The organism is Sphingomonas sp. 4RDLI-65 (genome assembly GCF_049472435.1).
Taxonomy (GTDB): Bacteria; Pseudomonadota; Alphaproteobacteria; order Sphingomonadales; family Sphingomonadaceae; genus Sphingomonas.
In genome coordinates, this window is sequence record NZ_JBCEBT010000003.1 from 414091 (window position 1) to 428964 (window position 14874).

Annotated in this window: 17 protein-coding genes and 1 riboswitch; of the genes, 9 read left to right on the forward strand and 8 right to left on the reverse strand. The window is 67.1% G+C overall.

Annotated features, from left to right (window positions below; all coding sequences use genetic code 11):
- The first annotated feature begins 15 nt into the window (after positions 1–15).
- A riboswitch (cobalamin riboswitch) is annotated at positions 16–215 on the forward strand.
- A 175-nt stretch (positions 216–390) separates the two neighbouring features.
- From VH567_RS10100 to cobS, 4 genes are read left to right on the forward strand one after another with little or no spacing between them, the layout of a single operon-like run.
- The gene (locus VH567_RS10100; RefSeq protein ID WP_423325657.1) at positions 391–798 is read left to right on the forward strand and encodes a DUF1636 domain-containing protein; all 408 of its coding nucleotides are present in this window, start codon (positions 391–393) and stop codon (positions 796–798) included.
- On the forward strand, positions 795–1811 hold the full coding sequence (gene cobT / locus VH567_RS10105; protein WP_423325659.1) for a nicotinate-nucleotide--dimethylbenzimidazole phosphoribosyltransferase: 1017 nt from the start codon (positions 795–797) through the stop codon (positions 1809–1811). The genes VH567_RS10100 and cobT overlap by 4 nt, the downstream gene beginning before the upstream one ends.
- A gap of 11 nt (positions 1812–1822) precedes the next feature.
- Complete coding sequence (locus VH567_RS10110) at positions 1823–2380, forward strand: histidine phosphatase family protein (protein WP_423325890.1); 558 nt, start codon at positions 1823–1825, stop codon at positions 2378–2380.
- Positions 2377–3108, forward strand: coding sequence for an adenosylcobinamide-GDP ribazoletransferase (gene cobS / locus VH567_RS10115; RefSeq protein ID WP_423325661.1), 732 nt, complete (start codon positions 2377–2379; stop codon positions 3106–3108). The genes VH567_RS10110 and cobS overlap by 4 nt, the downstream gene beginning before the upstream one ends.
- Here the strand turns inward: cobS and VH567_RS10120 are convergent.
- Genes VH567_RS10120 through VH567_RS10130 form a run of 3 tightly spaced genes read right to left on the reverse strand, consistent with a single transcriptional unit; the run spans position 3061 to position 6456 of the window.
- Positions 3061–4542: a cobyric acid synthase gene (locus tag VH567_RS10120; protein ID WP_423325663.1), complete on the reverse strand. Its 1482-nt coding sequence runs from the start codon at positions 4540–4542 to the stop codon at positions 3061–3063. The two genes, cobS and VH567_RS10120, sit on opposite strands and share 48 nt — an antisense overlap.
- On the reverse strand, positions 4530–5528 hold the full coding sequence (gene cbiB / locus VH567_RS10125) for an adenosylcobinamide-phosphate synthase CbiB (protein WP_423325665.1): 999 nt from the start codon (positions 5526–5528) through the stop codon (positions 4530–4532). Before cbiB ends, VH567_RS10120 begins: the two co-directional genes overlap by 13 nt.
- The gene (locus tag VH567_RS10130) at positions 5485–6456 is read right to left on the reverse strand and encodes a threonine-phosphate decarboxylase (RefSeq protein ID WP_423325667.1); all 972 of its coding nucleotides are present in this window, start codon (positions 6454–6456) and stop codon (positions 5485–5487) included. Before VH567_RS10130 ends, cbiB begins: the two co-directional genes overlap by 44 nt.
- 113 nt (positions 6457–6569) lie before the next feature.
- Here VH567_RS10130 and cobU point away from each other — a divergent pair, with 113 nt between their 5' ends.
- The 3 genes from cobU (at position 6570) to VH567_RS10145 (ending at position 8471) form a co-directional block, all read left to right on the forward strand.
- A complete protein-coding gene (gene cobU, locus VH567_RS10135; protein ID WP_423325669.1) occupies positions 6570–7139 on the forward strand; it encodes a bifunctional adenosylcobinamide kinase/adenosylcobinamide-phosphate guanylyltransferase in 570 nt (189 codons plus the stop codon).
- A 126-nt stretch (positions 7140–7265) separates the two neighbouring features.
- A complete protein-coding gene (locus tag VH567_RS10140) occupies positions 7266–7469 on the forward strand; it encodes a hypothetical protein (RefSeq protein WP_423325671.1) in 204 nt (67 codons plus the stop codon).
- 228 nt (positions 7470–7697) lie between these two features.
- The gene (locus VH567_RS10145) at positions 7698–8471 is read left to right on the forward strand and encodes a Crp/Fnr family transcriptional regulator (RefSeq protein ID WP_423325673.1); all 774 of its coding nucleotides are present in this window, start codon (positions 7698–7700) and stop codon (positions 8469–8471) included.
- Here the strand turns inward: VH567_RS10145 and VH567_RS10150 are convergent.
- The 5 genes from VH567_RS10150 to VH567_RS10170 form a co-directional block, all read right to left on the reverse strand.
- Positions 8468–8686 carry a hypothetical protein gene (locus tag VH567_RS10150; protein ID WP_423325675.1) on the reverse strand — a complete coding sequence of 73 codons (219 nt, stop codon included), beginning with the start codon at positions 8684–8686 and terminating at the stop codon, positions 8468–8470. The genes VH567_RS10145 and VH567_RS10150 overlap by 4 nt on opposite strands.
- Positions 8687–8773: 87 nt before the next feature.
- Positions 8774–9790, reverse strand: coding sequence for an arginine N-succinyltransferase (locus VH567_RS10155; protein WP_423325677.1), 1017 nt, complete (start codon positions 9788–9790; stop codon positions 8774–8776).
- The gene (locus VH567_RS10160; RefSeq protein ID WP_423325679.1) at positions 9787–10992 is read right to left on the reverse strand and encodes a hydrolase; all 1206 of its coding nucleotides are present in this window, start codon (positions 10990–10992) and stop codon (positions 9787–9789) included. Before VH567_RS10160 ends, VH567_RS10155 begins: the two co-directional genes overlap by 4 nt.
- 40 nt (positions 10993–11032) lie before the next feature.
- The gene (locus VH567_RS10165) at positions 11033–11935 is read right to left on the reverse strand and encodes a DUF481 domain-containing protein (RefSeq protein ID WP_423325681.1); all 903 of its coding nucleotides are present in this window, start codon (positions 11933–11935) and stop codon (positions 11033–11035) included.
- Positions 11936–11974: 39 nt separating this feature from the next.
- Complete coding sequence (locus VH567_RS10170; protein ID WP_423325683.1) at positions 11975–12469, reverse strand: RNA pyrophosphohydrolase; 495 nt, start codon at positions 12467–12469, stop codon at positions 11975–11977.
- 60 nt (positions 12470–12529) lie between these two features.
- Here VH567_RS10170 and VH567_RS10175 point away from each other — a divergent pair, with 60 nt between their 5' ends.
- Both VH567_RS10175 and VH567_RS10180 read left to right on the forward strand, forming a co-directional pair.
- The gene (locus VH567_RS10175; RefSeq protein WP_423325685.1) at positions 12530–13471 is read left to right on the forward strand and encodes a histone deacetylase; all 942 of its coding nucleotides are present in this window, start codon (positions 12530–12532) and stop codon (positions 13469–13471) included.
- Positions 13468–14829 (forward strand): cryptochrome/photolyase family protein, encoded by a 1362-nt coding sequence (locus VH567_RS10180; RefSeq protein WP_423325687.1) that lies wholly within the window; start codon positions 13468–13470, stop codon positions 14827–14829. Before VH567_RS10175 ends, VH567_RS10180 begins: the two co-directional genes overlap by 4 nt.
- The last annotated feature ends 45 nt before the right edge of the window (positions 14830–14874 follow it).

The window sequence follows — 14874 nt, forward strand, 5'->3', positions numbered from 1 at the left end:
GTCGATCGTACGCCTATCGCTCCTCCCGCGACAGGTTTTCCCGAGGCGGCAACGCTCAGGGAAATGAAAATGGGAACGGGTGAACCCCGGCTGCCCCTGCAACTGTAAGCGGCGAGTCACCGTGCCACACGCCATTGGGACGCGAGTTCCGAGAAGGCGGCACAGACCGGCGTCGACCCGCGAGCCAGGAGACCTGCCCGTCGCGGTCGTCTTTCGTCCGGCCAGGGTGCGCCGAACGGACGGGTAACACCCCGAGCGACGACATCGCTTCGCGTCGCGCGCGAGAGCCGGAGGCCTGCGCCTCCTGCCCTATCGCGCGGTGCGGAATCGACTGTCCGAAGGGGTTTTCATGGCAAAGATATTTCGTTTTGCGTCCGTGCGAGGGCGGACATGCTGAAACCGGTCGAAAACCGCGTTGCAGTCGTCGCGTGCAACACGTGTCGGCATTCCGCTGAGGTCCGCAACGATGCGGACGGCAAGCGCGGCGGCGCGCGACTGGTCGAAGCGCTGCGCACGGTGCAGGCTGGCGATCCGGCCTATGCCGAGGTCGCGGTACAGGAAATGCCGTGCCTGTTCGCGTGCCAGGATTTCTGCACCATCCACCTCCGCGCGCCGGCCAAGGTGGGATACGTGCTCGGCCGGTTCGAGCCGACCGAAGACTCCGCCCGCGCCATCCTCGATTATGCGCGGCTCTATGGCGAAAGCGCGTTCGGGCAGGTACCGTTCAAGCAATGGCCGCAAGGCGTGAAGGGCCATTTCATCACCCGGACCCCGCCAGAGGGGTTCGTGGTCGAATGAGCGGATTCGCGTCGCCCGCCGCCTTCCTGGCGGCGCTGCGCAATCTTCCTCAGGCCGATGCGGCGGCGCGCGCAGCCGCAGTCGCGCGGCAGGGCGTGCTGACCAAGCCGCCCGGTTCGCTGGGGCGGCTGGAGGATATCGCGGTGTTCATGGCAGGCTGGCAGGGGCGCGAGCGGCCGCGGCTCGATCGTGGGCGCGCGATCATCTTTGCGGGCAACCACGGGATCGTCGCACGCGGCGTCAGTGCGTTTCCGGCATCGGTGACCGCACAGATGGTCGCGAATTTTGAGAATGGCGGCGCTGCGATCAACGCACTGTCGACCGCAGCGGGGCTTGGATTGAGCGTCGTCGCGCTCGATCTGGACCGTCCGACCGCGGACTTCACGGTGGAGCCGGCGATGTCCGAGGACGACTGTCTGGCGGCAATCAATGCCGGCGCGGCGGCGGTTACCGACGATTTGCCCGATCTCGTAGTGTTGGGCGAGATGGGCATCGGCAATTCGACCAGCGCTGCCGCGCTGTGCACCGCGAGCTTCGGCGGACCGGCGCGTGACTGGGTCGGGCCGGGTACCGGAGTCGATGACGAGGGGATCTTGCGCAAGATCGCGACGGTCGAGGCCGGGGTCGCACTCCATCAGGACAGGCTCGCTACCCCGTTCGAGACGCTGCGCCGGCTCGGCGGGCGGGAGCTGGCGGCGATCGCGGGTGCCGTGGTCGCGGCCCGGCTCGCGGGCGTGCCGGTGATGCTCGATGGCTTCATCTGTTGCGCGGCGATCGCACCGCTTGCGGCGGCATGCCCGGATATCCTCGATCACTGCCTCGCGGGGCACGTGTCCGCCGAGCCTGGACATGGGCGCCTGATCGAGGCGTTGCGGCTTGAACCCTTGCTGTCGCTCGGGATGCGGCTGGGCGAGGGGAGCGGCGCGGCGACCGCGACGTTGCTCGTCAGGGCGGCGCTGGCGGCGCATGACGGGATGGCGACGTTCGCGGAAGCCGGGGTGTCGGGCGCGTGACGGCGCCGCACATGCTGTACCTGATGCGGCATGGTGCGCCAGCGATCGAGGGGCGACTGCTCGGGCGGACCGACGATCCGGTGACTGAGAGCGGGATTGCCGCATGCGTCGCTCGCGCGCGCGGTCTTACCTTCGCTCGGATACTATCGTCCGATCTCATACGAGCACGGGACTGTGCGGCGGCCATCGCCGCTCCTCTTGGGCTGTCCCCGACATCCGACCCGTCGTGGCGCGAACTGGATTTCGGGGATTGGGACGGGCTTCCCCCGGCCGCGGTGGATCAGGCTGCTTTGCTGCGGTTCTACGACGACCCGGACGCCGCGCCGCCGCCGCAGGGTGAGCGCTGGTCGATCTTGCAGACCCGTGTGGCGCAAGCGCTGGCGACCATGGCTCCGGTCCCGACCTTGGTCGTGACGCATGGCGGTGCCATCCGGGCGGCACTCGCCGAACTGTGCGGGTTCGACCAGCGACAGCTCTGGGCGTTCCATCTCCCCTATGCCGCGCTGGTGTCGCTGCGCATCTGGCCGGGAGAAGCGCGCACCGTTCAGATTGTCGGAGTGTCGACATGAAGCGGCTGGTCGTCGCGTTCGGTTTCCTGACCCGGCTGCCGATGCCACGCGTGACGATGGCGCCGCAGGGCTTTGCCGAGGCGATCCGGTTCTATCCCATCGTCGGCCTAACGATCGGCGTGCTGGTGGCCGCGGCGGGGTGGCTCGGCGCCCTGGTCGATCCGTGGACCGGGGCATGTGCCGCGCTGCTGGCGTGGACCGCGGTGACCGGCGCGCTGCATCTCGATGGCCTGGCGGATCTCGCCGACGGGCTCGGCGCCGCGCATGGCGACCGGACGCGGCTGCTGTCGGTGATGGCGGATCCGCATATCGGCAGCTTCGGCGTCGTCGCGATCGCGGCGCAGATGATCGCCAAGCTCGTGCTGTTGCATGCGGTCGGCGCGAGCGGATGGTGGACGATCGCCTGCGTGCCGTTCGTCGCGCGGATGGGGCCGCTGGCCTGGGCGGTGCTGTTGCCGCCACTGAGGGTCGGCGGGCTGGGGGCCGCAATCGCCGGGGCTGTGCGCACGCGCGACCTGATCGGCTGGAGCATGCTGCTCATGCTCACCTGCGTCGCGGTGCCCGCTTTGCTCGCTGCGCCGCTGCTGGTCCTTGGCGTCGCCGCTTGGTTGCGGCGGACGCTGGGGGGCGTGACCGGTGATGCGCATGGGGCGGGGATCGAGATCGTCGAGACCGGGCTGTTACTCGCGCTCGCCATTGGTGGCGCCGTGGCCGGCCGATTGGGCTAACGCGAGCATCGCATCGAGATCGACATGGCGTTCGAGGACCCGGGCGATCGCGTCCAGAGCCGCATCGATCGATGCCGCATGATCGGGCCCGACCGCGTTCACGCCGATCCGCGCAAGCCACGCAGCCCGCTGTTCCGCAAGCGCCAGCAGGCCGTGGACGTAGCTCCCCGATACCAGGCCGTCGGGGCTCGTCGCGCCTTCGGGGGTGCCGTCGGCGCGGTGGCCGACGGGGTGCACGGTCGCGGGGCCGGTCGTCTCGCCCATATGCATCTCATAGCCCAGGAACCTCGCGCCCTGCGCGAGGCCTTCCACACGCTCGAGCGTCTTGGTTGGCGTGAGGATCGTCGTGACGTCGAGCAGGCCGAGCCCCTCAATCGTGCCGGCGGGTCCTTCGATTCCGTGCGGGTCGGCGATCGAGCGGCCGAGCATCTGATAGCCCCCGCATAGCCCGAGCACGGGTTTGCCGCGGCGATGATGCGCGCGGATGTCGATATCCCAGCCCTGCGCGCGGACGAAGGCGAGGTCGGGGATGGTCGCCTTCGATCCGGCGAGCACGATCATGTCGACATCGGGAATGGCCGAGCCCGGCGGCACCATCACGAGCGTGACACCGGCCTCCAGCCGGAGCGGATCGAGATCGTCGAAATTGGCGATCCGTGGCGTGATCGGGCAGGCGATCGTCACCTGGCGTTCGGGGGACGCGACGGGGCGTTCGAGGATCACGGCGTCCTCGCTCGGCAAGCGTACTGCGTCGGCGAGCCAGGGCACGACGCCGTAGCCACGCCACTCGCTGCGCGCCTCGATCGCGCGATAGCCATCGTCGAACAGCGCAGGATCGCCGCGGAATTTGTTGATCAGGAAGCCGTGGATCATCGCCGTATCGGCCGGATCGATCACCGCGCGCGTGCCGACGATCGCCGCGATCACGCCGCCACGGTCTATGTCACCCACAAGGATCACGGGCACGTCGGCGGCACGTGCGAAGCCCATGTTGGCGATATCGGCGGCGCGCAGGTTGATTTCGGCCGGGCTGCCGGCGCCTTCGACGATCACGAGGTCGCAGCTGGCGGAAAGTCGCTCGAAACTGTCGAGGACATCGACCAGCAAGCCTTCGCGGCCCTCGCGCCAACGTGCTGCGGCGAGGATGCCGCGGACCTGGCCGCGGACGATCAATTGCGAGGTGCGGTCGCCTTGTGGCTTGAGCAAGACCGGGTTCATGTCGACGCTGGGCTCGACGCGACAGGCGATCGCCTGCGTCGCCTGCGCGCGGCCGATCTCACCGCCATCGGCGGTGACGGCGGCGTTGTTCGACATGTTCTGCGGCTTGAACGGGCGGACCGAAAGCCCGCGATTGGCGAACGCGCGACAGAGACCGGCTACCAGCACCGACTTGCCGACGTCCGAACCGGTCCCCTGCAGCATCAGAGCAGCCATGCGATCCCTCCGGCGATCAGTAGCAACAGTCCGCATGCTCGGCGATAGATGGCGAGCGCGGCGCGAATGTCCGCGGCGGTGGCGGCGGTGCGTCCTTCGCCGATATACGGCTTGGCGACGCGCACGCCATCATAGGCGATCGGTCCTGCGAGGCGAAGGTGCAGCGCGCCCGCCATGGCCGCCTCGGGCCAGCCGGCATTGGGGGAGGCGTGCTTGCCGGCATCGCGCCACATCGTCCGCCACCCGGCGTGGCCAGCAATACCGGCAAGGCCGGCGTGACCGGCAAGGCACAGCAGCACGCCGCTGAGCCGCGCGGGGATCAGGTTCGCGAGATCGTCGGTGCGGGCGGCGGCCCAGCCGAATGCGCGCCAGCGTTCCTCGCGGTGGCCGATCAGGCTGTCGGCGGTGTTGATGGCCTTGTACGCCCACAGGCCGGGCAGACCGCCGACCAGCAGCCAGAACAGCGGCGCGACGACGCCGTCGCAGACGCTCTCGGCGAGGCTCTCGATCGCGGCACGGGCTATGCCGGGCTCGTCGAGCGCCGCCACGTCGCGCCCGACGATCATTGCGACGCGCGTGCGGGCCGTTTCGAGATCGCCCTGTTCCAGTGCTTGGGCGACGGGAACGACATGATCGTGGAGGCTGCGGATCGCCAGGCCGGGTGCGGCCATCAGTCCGATCGCGATCCATGCCGCATCGCCGAGCAGTAGCCGCGCGATCGTTGCCGCAAGCCAGGATAGGCCGATCGCGACGGCGACTATCATCAGTAGCGTGACGACACCGGCGACACGACGCGAGGCAGGCGACGAGGACTGGTTCCAGCGCGTTTCTGCCCAGCCGATCAGCCGGGCAAACCCGCCGACCGGGTGGCCGATGCGCGCATACAGCGCAGGCGGCCAGCCGATAGCGACGTCGACCAGGATCGCGACGACGGCGACCGGCTCAACCACGGGCGAGCGCGTGGTCCAGGCGGTCGAATGCAGCATCGTCGGCCGGGACACCGATACGAAGCCAGCGCGGGGCGTAATCGAACGGCCGGGTCAGGATGCCGGCGCGGGCCAGACGCTCGAAAACGGCGGATGCGTCGGTATCGACGAGCCGGAACAGCGGGCAATCCCCGGTCGCTTCGAGGCCGTGGCGCAAGAGGATAGCATCGAGCCGGGTGGCCCGCGCCGCAATGGATTGCCGCGCATCGGCGAGCCAGTCGCTATCCCGATAGGCGGCCAGACCGTAGGCGATCGCATGCGCGGATACCGGCCAGCTTCCCAGGCGGTTCCGCATCGCCGCGATCCGGTCAGGGGAAGCAATCATGAAGCCGAGCCTGAGCCCCGCCAGGCCGTACATCTTGCCGAACGAGCGGAGGACGATCACCGGGTCGTCGGGTTGCAGATGCGGTACGATGCTGCCCTCCGGCACGATATCGGCAAACGCCTCGTCGACGATGAGCGAAGCACCTTGGCGCGCGATCGCGAGCAGGCGCTCGGGCTTGTCGAGATGGCCGTCAGGGTTGTTCGGGTTCGCCAGCAGCAGAGTGCCGTCGATGACGGTGTCGATCGCCGACCGGGCGATCGGGGTCGCATCCGGCAACGCCGACGCATGCGTACCGTAGCTGGGCACGACGAATCGTGCGGGGGAGGGCAGCCCGAGCGATGCGAGCGAGCGCAGCCCGATCTCGCTTCCCGGCAAAGCCATGACACGATCGGCGCACGTCCCGAATGCATCGGCCGCCGCCACCTCCAGCTCGAGGATGCAGGCCGGCGAGGGGAGCGCGCTCGGATCGACTATGAGCGGTGCGGCCGGCACCCAGGGGTTCGGATTGATGCCGGTCGACAGATCGAGCCAGGGGCGCGGCGCGTGCGGGTAGTGCAGGGCGGCGAGATCGATCCGTCCACCGTGGATACGTAGCGCCGTCATATCGTCTTTCACGCTGTCCCGCGGGGTTTGGCTCGATCCCGCGGGGTTTCGCTTGATCTTCGCCGCGTCATCGTCATTCCGGCCGCGTGCGGCAAGTACGAAGGAGAGACGGCATGCATTCGGTTGATGCTTGGTTCGGCAGGAGCCTGTTCGTGCTCGGCGGCGCCCGCTCCGGCAAGAGCCGCCACGCCCAGGCGCTCGCCGAAGCTGCGGCGGCCAACGGTGGCGCGCGCCTCGTCTATATCGCGACGGCGCAGGCGTTCGACGAGGAGATGGTGGACCGCATCGCCCGGCACCGCGCAGATCGCGATGCGCGCTGGCGAACCGTCGATGCCCCGATCGAACTGGCCGAGGCGCTGGTGACGGCAGATTCCGAGGACACCGTGATTCTGGTCGATTGCCTGACGCTGTGGATGTCGAACCTCCTGCTGTCCGATCAGGATATCTCGGCGCGTACCGACGACCTGGTAGATACGCTGGCGCAACTGGCCGGTCGGGTCATACTGGTTTCCAACGAGGTCGGGCTGGGGATCGTCCCCGACAACGCGCTTGCCCGGCGCTTCCGGGACGCCGCGGGCAGGCTTCACCAGCAGGTCGCGGCGCAGGTCGAGTCGGTCGACATGGTGATGGCGGGTCTGGTCCAGCGCTGGAAGGCGCCGGCAGGTCGACACGAAGGGCGCTAGCGCATCGCCGCACGCCACCGTCCGGTCGTCGCGATTGGCTTTATACCCGAACAGCGCGCATGATAGGTGATCACGTCTTATGCAGAGGGTGGCGGTATGGTTGGAGATGCGCAAACGATCGCACGGTTGAAATCCATGCTGTTCCTCGTCGAGGAAGCGCTGCGAATCGCCGACGAGGGCGAAAGCGCGATGCTCGGCGCGAAACTCAGCGACTGTATCGATTGCCTCCATGTCGAACTGTCCCAGGTCGACGGTCACTCGCAGGCGGCTGTCGAACCCCGCCCCGGCATTCTGCCTGACGCTCCGATCACGATCCTATTGTCGTCCTAGTCTTCACCGGCTCTAAAATACTGATCAGTATTTCAAACGATCCTTCTCGATGATGATGTAATTCGGCACCAGATTCAAAAAGATGTTTTGCTTAGCACACCTGCGCTGAAGAAATTCATGTTCGACGCGATCGCGAATATTCGAACATATATTTAATAGAAGCCGCGCGAAGTATGTTACGGTCTTTCATCGCCAGCCGATCCTTGGGCACTGACGACCGAGAGATGCATGTGCTCCCGCCCCGATATTTGCGGGAATACGCATATGACTACCGTATCCGGGCCCCTGGCCCTGATGGTTCGCAAGCTGGAAACGCATGCGGTTCTCGATGCCGCGGACCGTCAGGCTTTGCTGGCGTTGCCATGCACTTACCGGACGTACGAACCCTCGTCCTATCTGGTGCGGGAGGGCGATGCGCCGGAACAATGCGCCGTTCTGCTGACCGGATTCGCCTATCGTCAAAAGCTCACCGGTGCGGGCATGCGACAGATCGTATCGCTGCATATCCCCGGCGAGGCACTCGATTTCCAGCACCTGTTCCTCGATGTCGCAGACCATAACGTGCAGACGCTGACGCGCGCCGAAGTCGCGACCATTCCCCGCAACGCACTGCGTGAACTGGCGCGGTCTCGTGCGGCGATCGGCAACGCCATCTTCGTCAACACACTGGTCGAGGGATCGATCTTTCGTGAGTGGATCCTCAATATCGGTCGCCGCGACGCGCGATCGCGACTGGCGCATTTCCTGTGCGAATTTGCCATCCGGCTCGATATGCAGGGGCTGACCGGCGAAGACGGATACGAGCTGCCGATGAGCCAGGAGCAGCTGGGCGATGCCCTGGGCCTGACGGCGGTGCACGTGAACCGGACGATCAAGTCGCTCGAAGCCGACGGCCTGATCACCCGGAACCGCCGGCGGATCAGCTTTCCGAACTGGGACGCACTGCGCGAACTCGCGGACTTCTCAAGCCGCTACCTGCATCTGGCGCAGCAGAAGACCTAGCCGTCGCGCGCGTGGTCGACGGAATCGATGATCCGCCCGCCGGCCATGAATACCGCGATCGGGCAGGCCGCGAACAGCATCCAGCCGCCGTAACCCGGATATTGCTGGAGATAATGCACGCCGCGCTCGACCGCGCCGAGGCCTAAGCCATAGATGACGAGAAACGCCTCGAACTTGGTCTTGATGATGAAGAGGCGGGCGAAGCGGTTCCACATGTGCGCGACCTAGCAAGACGCGTACCAATGGCCGAAATGCGCGGTTTCGCTACGCCAGGACATGGTTAAGTGTAAATTAACTCGACGCTATAGCCGGGGGACGTGGACGATATGGTCGTCTTCGCCGATACCCAGGGCATGCGCACATTCTTCTGCGAGGACGACGCCGTCGCTCGCCTCGCGCACGCGGCCGAAGGCGGCACGGAAATCGGCGAGCGCGCCGGTCGCGACCAGCGCTTCGGTGCCGCCGTCACGATCGATCGCGACGATCCTGCTCTCCCTTGCGTCGGCAATCGCACGGACGCGGTCGGTACGCGCCGTCATGGTCGGGCCACCGTCGAAGATGTCGACGTAATTCTCGAACGCGAACCCTTCATTTTCCAGCATGCGCATCGCGGCGCGGCCCGAGGGGTGCGGCAAGCCGATCGCCGCGCGCGCGCTTTCCGTCAGCATCGCGGTGTAGATCGGGTGCTTGGGCATCAGGTCGGCGATGAACTGATGGCCGTTGATCGCATTGAACTGATCCGCGTCCTGGAAATTCATCCCGAAGAAGCGGCCTGCGAGACCGTCCCAGAAGGGTGAGCCGCCGGCTTCGTCGATCACCCCGCGCAGCTCCGCGAGGATGCGATCGGCGAAGCGCGCGCGGTGCATCTTGATGAAGAGATAGCGGCTGCGGGCGAGCAGCAGGCCCAGGCCACCCGCGCGTTCGCCGGGGTGCAGGAACAGTCCGCCGACTTCGCTCGCGCCTTCGAGATCGGTGGCGAGTGACAGCATGTCGGCGCGGAAGGTGCGGTTGAGCTCCTTGCTGTGCTGCGTCAGCTGGCCGATCCGATAGCTGTAGAACGGGTAGCTCTGCCCGACCTGCGTGAAGATCTGGCAGGTGCCGCGGACTTCGCGAGTCTCGATATTCTCCAGGATCAGGACGAACAGCTCGTCCTGCAGCGGGCCGTCGGTGCGTGCGAAAGCGGCGTGGCTGCGTTCGAGCTTGGCGGTAAGCGCGCGGCGGTCAGGCGGCAGGTTGGTGAAGCCGCCGCCGGTGAGCTTGGCCATTTCATAGAGATGCTGGAGATCGTCGTCGACCGCGGCCCGGATCCTGAAGCTCACAACCGGCCCTCCGCAATGCGCATTATGGTGATGGCCGACAACGCGGCGCGCTCGGCTAGGCTGTCGGGGATCATGAATTCGTCCGCCGAATGGATCGCACCGCCGCGCACGCCCATCGTGTCGACCACGGGTACACCCGCCGCGGCGATGTTGTTGCCGTCGCACACCCCGCCGGTCGCTTTCCAGGCTATGTCGAGGCCGAGGTCCGCACCGGATGTCTTGACCAGGTCGAACAGGCGCGCGGCGCCCGCGTCGATCGGTTTGGGGGGGCGGTTGAAGCTGCCATGGACCTCGATACGGGCGTCGTGCTCGGCGGCGACCACCGCGACGGTGGAATCGATATGCGACTGCGCGCGCGTGATCTCTTCGAGGGACGCGGGGCGGAAGTTGATCCGGAGGATGGCGAGGTCGGGGATGACGTTGTTCGGACCACCGCCTTCGATACGCGCCGGGTTCACCGCAAGATGGGGACCGCGGACCTTTGACAGGCGCACCGCGATGTCGGCGGCCGCGACGAGGGCGTTGCGGCCTTCCTCGGGGTTGCGACCGGCGTGCGCGCTGCGGCCGTGGACGATGATCGAGAAATTGCCCGTGCCGCCACGCGCTCCGGCAAGCGTGCCGTCGGCGAGCGCCGGTTCGTAGGTCAGCGCTGCGACCTTGCCGTGGGCGGCGCGGGCCAGCAGCGCGGCGGACGAGAAGGAGCCGGTTTCCTCGTCCGAGTTGATGACGACGTCATAGCCGATCCGGGCGGCGAGCGGGCTGGCTTCGACCGCGCGCAGTGCCGCGAGCATGACGGCAAGGCCCCCCTTCATGTCGGCGACGCCGGGGCCGTTCAGCCGACCGTCGTCGCGCCACTGGAGCGACTGGAACGCGTGATCGACCGGGTAGACCGTGTCCATGTGCCCGGTGAACAGCATCCGTACCGGCGCGTCGGGGCGGACGACGAGATGCAGATGCTTGCCGTGCTCGATCGCCGATACCACGCCATCCGAGCCCACGCTGTCGACCGGCGCTGGATCGACCAGCGTGATCTCGCCCGGCAGGATCGCGAACGCATCGCCGAGCAGCCCGGCCATCGTCGCAAGCCCCGCGAGGTTGCGCGTGCCGCTGTTGATGGCCGCCCACGCCTCGACCTGGGCCAGCATCGGTGCAGCGCCCGCCGTTTCCACGGCATCGCGCTCGATCGTCGAAAGTCCTCTCATCGCACGACCCTAGCGAGGCCGGACGCGCGAGGGAACCGGGTCAGAAGCTGTAGACCAGCGAGGCTCGGCTGGTGGTGTCGGTCGAGACCGAGCCGACCGGCGGTTCGCTCTCATACTGGACGCTGTACGACAGCGACGCCGACAAGGGCCCGATCAGCTTGGCGTTGACCGACGTCGTGCCGCTGAGCGTGCTGTTGAAACGCTGGACATAGGCCGACGCGACCTGGCTGACCGACAGGCCGCTGAGGATACGCACGCTGAAATTGGCCGTCCCGCGTGCGGCAAGGCTGCTTTGCGTGGTGTCGTCGGTGAATTCGGTATGACGATACGCCGGCCCAAGTTCGAGATCGAGCTTGGTGCCGGCGGTCTTGATCAGGCTGTAGCCGGCACCGACCGAGGTCGAGTAACGGTTGAAATAGCCGAGGAAGCGGTCGCCCTCATATTGCGCGACGCCGTAGATGTAGGCGCGGTCGTCGACCTTGTAGTTGGGTTCGTACGAGGCGAGGTAATGCTCGCGCGTCGTGATATCGAGGTTCGACTGATAGTCGGCCTGGGCGTGGAACTTGTGCCGCCAGCGAAGGCCTTCGCGGTTGAGGTCGAGCACGGCGGTGCCGCCCGCCGTGTCGGAATTGCCGGTTGTCAGATAGCCACCGACCTCGGCCCGGCCGCTCCAGAGATCGAGGAAGCTGGCCTGGCGGATGACCTGCGTGCGCTGCGCTGCACGGTCGGCCTTCCACTTCTCGGCGATCGCCAGCACCGCGTCGCCGCTGAGCGGATCGGCGGCGCGGGCGTATTTGGCGACCGTGTTGACGTCCGCCTCGTTCCCCGATTCGAGCGCCGCATCGAGCATCGCCCGGATCGTCTCCGGGATCATCACCGATTGCGGATCGGGCGCGTTCGCCAGCAGTAACGGGGCGAGAAGGAGAAGGGATAAGCGGCGCACAGCCGTTCCGTAGCGGCAGTGCAGCATATTGGGAACTGGTCAGCGCGCGCTGGTTGCGCCGAGATGTGGCGCGAAGGCGGCGAGTACCTGCTCGTACAGCGCCTTCTTGAACGGGACGATCAGCACGGGCAGGTCGGCGGGGTCGCTCCAGCGCCACGCGCGGAATTCCTGGTGCTCGGTGGCGATGTCGATGTCGGCGTCGGTGCCAAGGAAGCGGTACAGGAACCAGCGCTGCGTCTGGCCGCGCCATTTGCCTTTCCAGACCTTGCCGAGCAGCTCGGGGGGAAGGTCGTAGACGAACTCGCCGGGCGCCTCCGTGATCAGTTGGACCTTGTCGGGCATGACGCCGGTTTCCTCGCCGAGTTCGCGCAGCGCGGCGGCTTGCGCGTCCTCGCCCGGGTCGATCCCGCCCTGCGGCATCTGCCACGCGTCCGAAGACGAATCGTTGCGCTGGCCGACGAAGATCTTGCCGTCCGCGTTGACGAGCATGATCCCGGCGCACGGGCGATAGGGCAGGGTCGAATAATCGGTCAACTTGGTCTCCGGACGGCAAGAATGCTTGGGCGGCAGGGGGCTCGCCCCTACCTATTGACCATGATCCATGTCGTCCACCACCCCGACTATGTCGCGCCCGCGCCGGCGCGCTCGACCTATCGCTGGAACAAGAACGGCCTGATCCGCGACCTGCTGCTCGCAAAGGGGGATGCGGTTGCGTGGCACAGGGCCAAACCGGCGCCGCGCGACTGGCTGGAGGCGGTGCATGATCCGGACTATGTGGCCGAGGTGCTGGAGGCTCGGGTGCCGCGCGAAAAGGAGCGGCGGATCGGCTTTCCGGTGACCGAGCCGGTGGCGAGGCGTGCGGCGATCGTGCCGCAGGGGACGTGGCTGGCGGCATGCCTCGCGCTGGAGCACGGGTTTGCGGCGAATACGGCGGGTGGGAGCCACCATGCGCTGGCGAACACCGGGGCAGGGTTCTGCGTCTTCAACGACCTTGCGGTTGCGGCCGTGCGCCTGATCGAGGAGCGACGGGTGCAGCGCGTGCTAGTGGTCGATTGCGACGTGCATCAGGGCGACGGGACGGCGGCACTGCTGGCGGGGCGACCGGAGATCGCGACCTATTCGATTCATGCGGAGAAGAACTTCCCGGTGCGCAAGGCACGCTCGACGCTGGACGTGCCGTTGGCGGACGGGATCGGCGACGCCGCGTACCTAGCGACGCTGGAGGCGACTTTGGTGCCGATGCTCGATGATTTTCGCCCGGACCTGATCCTGTATCAGGCGGGGGTCGACCCGTATGCGGGGGATCGGCTGGGGCGTCTGTCGGTGTCGCTGGAGGGGTTGGCGTACCGCGAGATGCTGGTGGCGCGCCTGGCGATCGAGCGGGGCGTGCCGCTCGCAAGCACCGTCGGCGGCGGGTATGGCGACGATGCGCTGGCGATCGCCGAGCGGCATGTCGCGGCGATCATGACGCTTGGCGAAACTTTCGCCGCAGCAGGTGACGCCGGCGGGCGCGTTCGTGCATTGAACAGTCGATGACGACACCGACCCTGCTCTGGCTCCGCCAGGACCTCCGCCTGCACGACCAGCCCGCCTTGATCGCCGCCGCGCATGCGGGGCCGGTGATCCCGGTCTATGTGCTCGACGATGACGCGCCCGGCGCATGGGCGATCGGCGGCGCGCAACGCTGGTGGCTGCACCATACGCTTGCCTCGTTCGCGGCGTCGCTGGCGGACAAGGGATCGAGGCTGATCCTGCGCCGCGGCGATGCGGTCGAGGTGCTGACCGCGTTGCTGGAGGAGACCGGCGCCGAGCACGTCCATGCGATCCGGCATTACGAGCCGTGGTGGCGCAAGGCGGAGGCAGCGCTGGGCGATCGGCTGTGCCTGCATGACGGCAACCATCTGGCACGGATCGAGGACGTGACGACTGGCTCGGGCGGGCAGTTCAAGGTGTATTCGTCGTTCTGGAAGGCGCTGAACCAGATGATGCCGCCGGGCGAACCCGAGCCTGTGCCGCATACGATCCCCGCGCCGAAATCCTGGCCTAAGAGCGAGAAGCTGGCCGACTGGGATCTGCTGCCGACCAAGCCGGACTGGTCGACCGGCTTTGCCGACTGGACGCCCGGCGAGGCACAAGCGCTCAAGAACGCGAAGGCGATGGCGCCGATCGTCGAGGCGTATGACGTCGACCGCAACATGCCCTCGATCGAAGGCACCTCGCGCCTGTCGCCGCACCTCCATTTCGGCGAGATTTCGGCGCGTGCGGTGTGGCACGCCGTGGACGGGCACGGCGATGCAACGACGTTTCGCAAGGAACTGGCATGGCGGGACTTCACGCAGGGCGTCGTGCTGACGATGCCCGATTACGGCGAGACGAACGGGCGGCCTAAGTTCGACAAGCTGCCTTGGCGGTCGGGCAAGGCCGCCGATGCCGACCTCAAGGCATGGCAGACCGGGCGCACGGGCTATCCGATCGTCGATGCCGGGATGCGCCAGTTGTGGGCGACCGGGTGGATGCACAACCGGGTGCGGATGATCACCGCGAGCTTCCTGGTGAAGCATCTGCTGATCGACTGGCGCAAGGGTGAGCGCTGGTTCTGGGATTGCCTGGTCGATGCGGACTACGGGAATAATGCGGTGAACTGGCAGTGGGTGGCCGGGACCGGGGTGGATTCAAATATGTTCGGGCGGATCATGGCGCCGTTGTCGCAGTCCGAGAAGTTCGATGCGGGGGATTATATCCGCGAATGGGTGCCGGAACTGGCGAAGGTCTCGGGCGAGGCGATCCATGATCCGGACGAGTCCGGATGCCGGCCTCGTGAGTATCCGGCAAAGATCGTCGGGCATCGCGAGGGGCGCGAGCGGGCGCTCGAAGCCGGGCGCCACGCGCGGTAGGGTGTAGCCAAGTCCACAGTCTTCTCGCCGTCATGCCGGACTGGT

What these genes read in the sequence shown, in the direction of transcription:
- VH567_RS10110 (WP_423325890.1), top strand. Translation starts at nt 1,823, where the DNA reads ATGCTGTACCTGATGCGGCATGGTGCGCCAGCGATCGAGGGGCGACTG.
- cobU (WP_423325669.1), top strand. Translation starts at nt 6,570, where the DNA reads ATGCATTCGGTTGATGCTTGGTTCGGCAGGAGCCTGTTCGTGCTCGGC.
- VH567_RS10150 (WP_423325675.1), bottom strand. Translation starts at nt 8,686, where the DNA reads ATGTGGAACCGCTTCGCCCGCCTCTTCATCATCAAGACCAAGTTCGAG.
- cbiB (WP_423325665.1), bottom strand. Translation starts at nt 5,528, where the DNA reads ATGCTGCATTCGACCGCCTGGACCACGCGCTCGCCCGTGGTTGAGCCG.
- VH567_RS10180 (WP_423325687.1), top strand. Translation starts at nt 13,468, where the DNA reads ATGACGACACCGACCCTGCTCTGGCTCCGCCAGGACCTCCGCCTGCAC.
- VH567_RS10145 (WP_423325673.1), top strand. Translation starts at nt 7,698, where the DNA reads ATGTGCTCCCGCCCCGATATTTGCGGGAATACGCATATGACTACCGTA.
- VH567_RS10100 (WP_423325657.1), top strand. Translation starts at nt 391, where the DNA reads ATGCTGAAACCGGTCGAAAACCGCGTTGCAGTCGTCGCGTGCAACACG.
- cobS (WP_423325661.1), top strand. Translation starts at nt 2,377, where the DNA reads ATGAAGCGGCTGGTCGTCGCGTTCGGTTTCCTGACCCGGCTGCCGATG.
- VH567_RS10130 (WP_423325667.1), bottom strand. Translation starts at nt 6,456, where the DNA reads ATGACGGCGCTACGTATCCACGGTGGACGGATCGATCTCGCCGCCCTG.
- VH567_RS10120 (WP_423325663.1), bottom strand. Translation starts at nt 4,542, where the DNA reads ATGGCTGCTCTGATGCTGCAGGGGACCGGTTCGGACGTCGGCAAGTCG.
- VH567_RS10175 (WP_423325685.1), top strand. Translation starts at nt 12,530, where the DNA reads ATGATCCATGTCGTCCACCACCCCGACTATGTCGCGCCCGCGCCGGCG.
- VH567_RS10160 (WP_423325679.1), bottom strand. Translation starts at nt 10,992, where the DNA reads ATGAGAGGACTTTCGACGATCGAGCGCGATGCCGTGGAAACGGCGGGC.
- cobT (WP_423325659.1), top strand. Translation starts at nt 795, where the DNA reads ATGAGCGGATTCGCGTCGCCCGCCGCCTTCCTGGCGGCGCTGCGCAAT.